Annotated in this window: 5 protein-coding genes; all 5 read right to left on the minus strand. The window is 68.0% G+C overall.

Going from position 1 to position 4053, the window contains the following annotated elements:
• Window positions 1-7: 7 nt before the first annotated feature.
• Window positions 8-343, minus strand: coding sequence for a hypothetical protein (locus tag JZ792_RS40765; RefSeq protein ID WP_216918288.1), 336 nt, complete (start codon window positions 341-343; stop codon window positions 8-10).
• 93 nt (window positions 344-436) lie between these two features.
• Window positions 437-2377, minus strand: coding sequence for a ParB/RepB/Spo0J family partition protein (locus tag JZ792_RS40770; protein WP_216918289.1), 1941 nt, complete (start codon window positions 2375-2377; stop codon window positions 437-439).
• Between the two features lie 106 nt (window positions 2378-2483).
• Window positions 2484-2789, minus strand: coding sequence for a hypothetical protein (locus JZ792_RS40775; protein ID WP_216918291.1), 306 nt, complete (start codon window positions 2787-2789; stop codon window positions 2484-2486).
• 83 nt (window positions 2790-2872) lie between these two features.
• Window positions 2873-3091 carry a hypothetical protein gene (locus tag JZ792_RS40780; RefSeq protein WP_109529376.1) on the minus strand — a complete coding sequence of 73 codons (219 nt, stop codon included), beginning with the start codon at window positions 3089-3091 and terminating at the stop codon, window positions 2873-2875.
• 78 nt (window positions 3092-3169) lie between these two features.
• Window positions 3170-4053, minus strand: an 884-nt coding sequence (locus JZ792_RS40785; RefSeq protein ID WP_216918293.1) for a hypothetical protein, incomplete at its 5' end; no start/stop codon positions are given.

Below are 4053 nucleotides of genomic sequence, written 5' to 3' on the forward strand. Positions count from 1 at the left end.
GTGTTGGTCACCATCGTGGTCCCTGCTGGTGGGCGGTGCGGGCGATCCACCCCGCGGTGGCGTGCAGGTCGCGTATCAGGGCACGGACCTGTTCGAGGGTGGAGTGGCGGCGTGGGTCGGTGGGCAGGCGCGGGTAGTCGAGGTGGTCGGCGCGCAGCAGGAGATGCCAGGACAGGCTCATCTGGTCGAACACGCGCACGGTGGCGTGGAAGCCGCCCGCGGTGTCGACGGTGACGGTGATATCGGCGGGCTGGTGGTCGACCAGGCACAGGCTGCGGGCGCGATAGCCGTTGTCGTCGGTGCGGGCCAGGGCATCGATGCCGGGTTCGTCGGGGGTGCGCAACAGCTGACTCCTTCACAAGCAATGCCGCGGGGGCCGGGGACGCGATCCCGGTGCGTCCGAGTGGGTTTCGGGTGCACCGGGATCGCAGGATGGTCAGGCCGCTGCGGGCAGGTCCTGGGCGTCGCTGTCGGTCTCGTCGGCATCGGCGATGGGATCGGCGTCGTGGTCGCCGGTCGCTGCGGGGGTATCGATGTCGATGTCGATGGCTTTGACTTCGCCGAGGGCGGCGAGTTCGACCGGGACGAGGGTGTAGCCGAGTTCGCGCAGGAAGCCCAGGTAGCGGCGGACCGCGGATTCGGTGTAGCGCCACAGGTCCTTGTCGGCGCGGTGCTCGTAGCCACCCAGCACCAACGCCAGGGCGATGACCTGGGCGCGGGCGGGTTTGGTGGTGTCGAGGGTGGCCAGCAGGTCCATGCGCGACCGATATCCCTCGATACCGAGCAGTTTCAACGCGGTGTCGAAGGCGTGGTACTCACCGGGCAGGCCCGGGTCGGCCAGCAGCGACCGGGTCAGGAACAACGCGGCCTGGACCGGTGGGGTCTTGCGCGCCAGCAGCCGGGTCACGAACTCGATGCGGGTCGCTTTGGCGGCCAGCCCGAGTTTGTTGAGTTCACGCACGCGCCGCCGTGCGGCCCGGTCGATCTCGGCCGCTTGGGCCGCGGCTTGGGCGGCAGCGTCCGCGGCGGCTTTGCGATCCGCGGCGACCTGCTCGGCGTCGACGTGACCGAAACGCGTTGCGTGCTCGCCGGGTTCGGTGCCTTCACCGGCGTCTGCGCTCTCACCGGGTTCGGTGCCTTCGTGGGTGGCGGTGTCGGGTTCGGGTTCGGGGCGTTCGCGCAGTCCGACGGTGTCGAGGTGTTCGCGGGACAGGAAGTACTCGGGCAGGACCTGGTCGCGTTGTTCGACTTCGCGGGCGTGGCGCAACCCGTCGGCGGGTTCGGTGTCGGGCCGCTCGCGGGTGTCCCAGTCCACGGTGTCGGGGTCGACGATGTGGCCGCTGTCGATCTCGACCCACACCTGTTCCTGGTCGCGATCGAGCCACACCAGCCACGGTCCGGGATTCGCGGCGATGGTCGCGAACTCGATCTCGTTGCCGTCGGCGTCGACGATCTCGGCCACACACAGCAACCCGGTCTCGGTGTCGTAGAGGTCGGGGTAGTCGGTGAGGATCCCGAGCCCACGCTCGGCATAGGGCAGGGCCTGGGCCAGGTAGTCGCGTTGTTCGGCGCGGTCGGCGGCGATCCGGTTGGCTTCGAACTGGAATATGCTGCTACGCACGTCGAGCAGGCGACGTACCGCGTCGTGGTCGCCGATGTTTTCGTATTCGGCGATGACCGCGGCGTGGGCGAGGTCGTACTGGTCGTCGTCATCGATGAGCTTGCGGGCGGTCGCGCTGGTGCCGACCTTGCCGACGAGTTTGACCTCATCGCGTTTGGTCTGCAATGCCTTGGCGACGCGGGTGGGTGACGCGCCGAGGTCGAGCATCAGCGCGATTCCGGCGGCGCGGTCGCTGTTGGTGAGCGGGATGCGGCGGTCGTTGAGGGTGATCTGTTCGGTGATGCGCTCGATCTCGGCCTCGGTGCTGTCCACGCTGGGGTCGAAATCGCGGATGTAGACCGGAACCTCGGACAGGTCGCAGGCCAGCGCGGTCAGGGTGCGGACCTGCCCGTCGCGCACGATCAGCCGTCCGTCGAGGGTCCGGACGACCAGGATCGGGTCCCGCACACCGTGTTCGCGGATGGAGTCGGTGACCTCGGGATGGTCCTGGAGCTGGAAGGTTTTACGCACGTTCTCGTCGATCTCGAGCAACGCCGGATGCACGGTCGAGCCCGTGCACAACCCGTCGAGGTCATCACCACCCTCGACGGTGCCGGTCTGGACGGTGTCGGTGTCGGTGGCGGGGGTGTCCGGGGCGGTGCCGGGATCGCGCGTGCAGTCGAGGTCGACGCTGGCGGGATCGGGCGCGAAGTGGACGGCGTCGACCGTTTCGCCGATGCCGGTGTCGGTGGTGGGCGTGTCGGTGTCGGTGGGCATCGAGGCGAGCTCCTATCGTGAAAGAGGCAGGGAACGGCCAGCTGTGGACTGGCCGGTCCCTGCCTCGCGGGGACGGGAAATTTCGATGGATGGCTGGGGGGAGCGGCTACCGCCTCTCGCGGGGTTGCGGGGGTTCGCCGTCCAGGACGATGTCGAGGTCGTCGCGGGGGATCGCGATCTCGGCCTCGATACCGCCGTGTTTGTAGTGCACGTCGCGGTAGCAGGCCCGGCACACGACCCCCGACATCGAATAGGCGCTGCCTTTGCCGCTGGCGTGACAGCACGGGGTCAGCACCATCGTGTGATCAGTGCCGAACCGGATGACCACGCACCCCTGGGCATCCAGACCGAGGATGTCCTCGACCGCGTCGAAGCCCTGCGGGAGTCGCAGTGTCTGTTTCTTCTTCGTCATGGGAGCGGTCGTCCTTCCTCGAGATAGGCGGTTGCGGCGGAGGCGGGGGCAGCGCGCTGCCCCCGCTGGGCCGGGTCGCGGGTCTATTTCTTGGTGCGGGTGGCGACGTTGATCGGGCACAGGTACCTGGCCCCGTGCGGGGATTCGGGGTCGCTGTAGGCCCAGTGCTTGGTCTTCCAGTCCGGGAATTCCTCGCGCCAGCGGGCCACGGTCTCGGCACCGAGCGCGGTGGCCGCACCGGCGGCGCCGAAGTGCTCGGCGGTGTCGAACTCGGCACGGGTCAGGGTGGTGGTTTCGGCCATGGGCACAACTCCTTCACAACGGGGGACAGGGAAACGGAGGTATCGAGCGGGAATGGAGGTCCTCGGGTTCGGGTGTGGTCAGACGAGGGTCATCGCGGTCAGGGCGAGGTCGTCGAGGTTGTCGGCGCGGTCGGGGTCGGGGATGGTTTGGGAGTAGCTGGTGACCGCGTTGGCGATCCCGGCCGCGGTGAGTTGTCCCCCGGCGATGAAATGCGACAGGATCCCCGAGCGTTCGTCCTCGGTGAACCCGAGTTTCTTGCTCATGACTTCGAGGGTGCGTTCGGGTTGGGTGACCGGGGTTCCGGCGTGGCGTTCCAACTCCGCGACCCGCGCGGTGAGGAATTGCGGCGACATCCACTCCGAGACTTTGTCGCGGGTCTCGGCGGTGATCACCGCGAGCCGTTTGCGTTGGGTGTCCTGGGACCAGGCACGGGTGCCGCCGATTTCGAGGCGGTCACCGACGTGGCGTTTGGTGAACGCGAACAACGGCAAGGTGAGGCCGTTGCCGCAGATCTGTACCAGCAGTTCCGGTTTCAACGTGACGGCGTGGTGGCCGATCTCGCTGTTGGAGAACCGCAACCCGGCGAACACCACCGGCTCGGCACCGGGTCGGTAGCCGCGGTTCTCGCGGGCGGCCAGACGGCGGCCGGTGTCGATCTGCCCGGCGACACGACGGCGTTCGGCCTCGAGTTCGGGGTTGGCGAACGGGGTCCGATAGTTCTCGAGAAAGGTCGGGGTGAGTGCGCGGATCTTGGGGGAGTACACCTTGCAGTGCATGGAGGATTCCGACAGGTCACACGAGCGCACCGTGACCTCGGTGTCGGCGAGGCGTATCCCGTCCAGGACGGCGGTGAGCACGTCGAGGTTGTCGATGATCCCGTAACGGTCCGAGAGCACCGCCCGCAACACCCCCGGCTGATCCGGGTGGCCGGAGGTGAACAACCTGAGCAGGAACGAGCGTT

The sequence above is a fragment of the Nocardia noduli genome, assembly GCF_019038455.1.
GTDB classification, from domain to species: Bacteria; Actinomycetota; Actinomycetes; order Mycobacteriales; family Mycobacteriaceae; genus Nocardia; species Nocardia noduli.

Bases quoted from the DNA above. Each gene is read 5' to 3' on its own strand.
- JZ792_RS40770 (WP_216918289.1), bottom strand. From the start codon at position 2,377: ATGCCCACCGACACCGACACGCCCACCACCGACACCGGCATCGGCGAA.
- JZ792_RS40775 (WP_216918291.1), bottom strand. From the start codon at position 2,789: ATGACGAAGAAGAAACAGACACTGCGACTCCCGCAGGGCTTCGACGCG.
- JZ792_RS40780 (WP_109529376.1), bottom strand. From the start codon at position 3,091: ATGGCCGAAACCACCACCCTGACCCGTGCCGAGTTCGACACCGCCGAG.